The 1,889-nt window shown below is 44.2% G+C and carries 1 protein-coding gene; it reads left to right on the top strand.

Going from position 1 to position 1,889, the window contains the following annotated elements; all coding sequences use genetic code 11:
* The first annotated feature begins 552 nt into the window (after positions 1–552).
* The gene (gene ltrA / locus ACIQXF_RS23030; RefSeq protein ID WP_402788153.1) at positions 553–1,815 is read left to right on the top strand and encodes a group II intron reverse transcriptase/maturase; all 1,263 of its coding nucleotides are present in this window, start codon (positions 553–555) and stop codon (positions 1,813–1,815) included.
* Positions 1,816–1,889: the final 74 nt, after the last annotated feature.

Raw genomic sequence — 1,889 nt, 5'->3', positions numbered from 1 at the left:
TGTGCGCCCGGCATGCGTATGAACTATAGGGTGCAAGTCCCGAACCCCGAAGACAGAAGTAGAGGTTAGCCAAGAGCAAGGGTGTCCGTGGTGACGCGGAATCTGAAGGAAGCTGGAGGCAAAACACCGGTCCGAGGAACACGAATCTCATAGAAGGCTAGGTATGATTGGATGAGTGTGCATAACAACACAAAGTCCTTTCTGTCGAAGGTCATATCGAGTAAATGAGGCGGATAGATGGTGTGAAAGTGCATACGCTTACCCGGGGAGATCTGATGGAAACGCAAAGTACACTTTGTAACCTACTTAGCGATAGGTAGCTGAACCATCAGAAGTCAGCAGAGGTCATAATACCATTCACTTCTAGAATGAATGGGAAGGACCGAACAATTTGGAGAGAATAGCCCTTGGCATGCAGTTTTCTATGATGAACACAGAAAATCCAAAAGGATCGACTTAATGGAAGTAATGGTGAATCCCATGAGGGACATTGAGCGGGTGCAGTAGAAACTGTTATAAGAAGACAAGCTATTCACGGAGGAGTCGAACGAGATGTTAATGAATCAAATACTATCACGGGAGAATCTGCTTCTCGCACTCAAACGAGTGGAACGAAATAAAGGGAGCCACGGAGTAGACGAGATGCCCGTAAAATTCCTACGACAGCATGTAGTCGAAAACTGGCTAACGATTAAGAAGCAAATTCTTGAGGGAACCTACCAACCACAACCAGTCCGTAGAATCGAAATCCCGAAACCTGACGGCGGTGTGCGACTATTAGGAATCCCAACTGTGACAGACCGACTCATTCAACAGGCGATTGCCCAAGTGCTATCCAACCTATACGACCTGAACTTCTCGAATCATAGTTACGGATTTCGACCAAAACGAAGTGCTCACGATGCAATCCGAGAAGCCAAAGGCTATATAAAAGAAGGATACCGCTGGGTAGTAGATATGGACTTAGAGAAATTCTTCGACAAAGTAAACCATGACCGTCTAATGAGTACATTAGCGAAGAAAATTTCTGATAAACCTTTACTCAAGCTGATTCATAGATACTTACAATCGGGTGTCATGATAAATGGTGTCGTTTATGATACAGATGAAGGAACACCCCAAGGGGGTCCACTGAGTCCACTTCTCTCAAACATTGTGCTAGATGAACTAGACAAAGAATTAGAGAAACGTGGTCATAAATTTGTTCGTTACGCCGATGACTGCAATATTTATGTGAAAACAAAACGAGCAGGAGAACGAGTGATGGCAAGTATCAAAACCTTTATTGAGAAGACGCTACGATTGAAAGTAAATGAGAAGAAATCCGCAGTGGCTCGTCCTTGGCAACGTAAATTCCTAGGATTTAGCTTTACCTCCCGCAAAGAACCACAAGTCCGAATTGCAAAAGAGAGCATAAAGCGAATGAAGAATAAAATTCGGGAATTAACAGCTAAAAAGAAGCCATTTCCAATGGAGTACCGAATCCAACAATTGAATCAATACTTAATTGGGTGGTGTGGCTACTTTGCATTAGCGGATACGAAATCTGTATTTGAGTCACTGGATGGATGGATTAGAAGAAGGCTTCGCATGTGTTTATGGAAGAATTGGAAGAAGCCTCGCACGAAAGTGCGCAACCTCATTCGCTTAGGAGTTCCAGACTGGAAGGCTTACGAATGGGGCAATACTCGCAAGAGTTACTGGCGTATTTCAAAAAGTCCAATATTACACAGAACCCTTGGTAACTCTTATTGGAGTAACCAAGGGCTCAAAAGTCTGCAAGCTCGTTATGAAATCTTGCGTTATTCATCTTAATTGAACCGCCGTATACGGATCCGTACGTACGGTGGTGAGAGAGGTCGGGGGTTAGTCACCCCCTCCTACTCGAT

The sequence above is a fragment of the Lysinibacillus sp. NPDC097231 genome (assembly GCF_044761885.1).
Lineage (GTDB): Bacteria > Bacillota > Bacilli > Bacillales_A > Planococcaceae > Lysinibacillus.
This window is presented reverse-complemented; position numbering and strand designations above follow the sequence as displayed.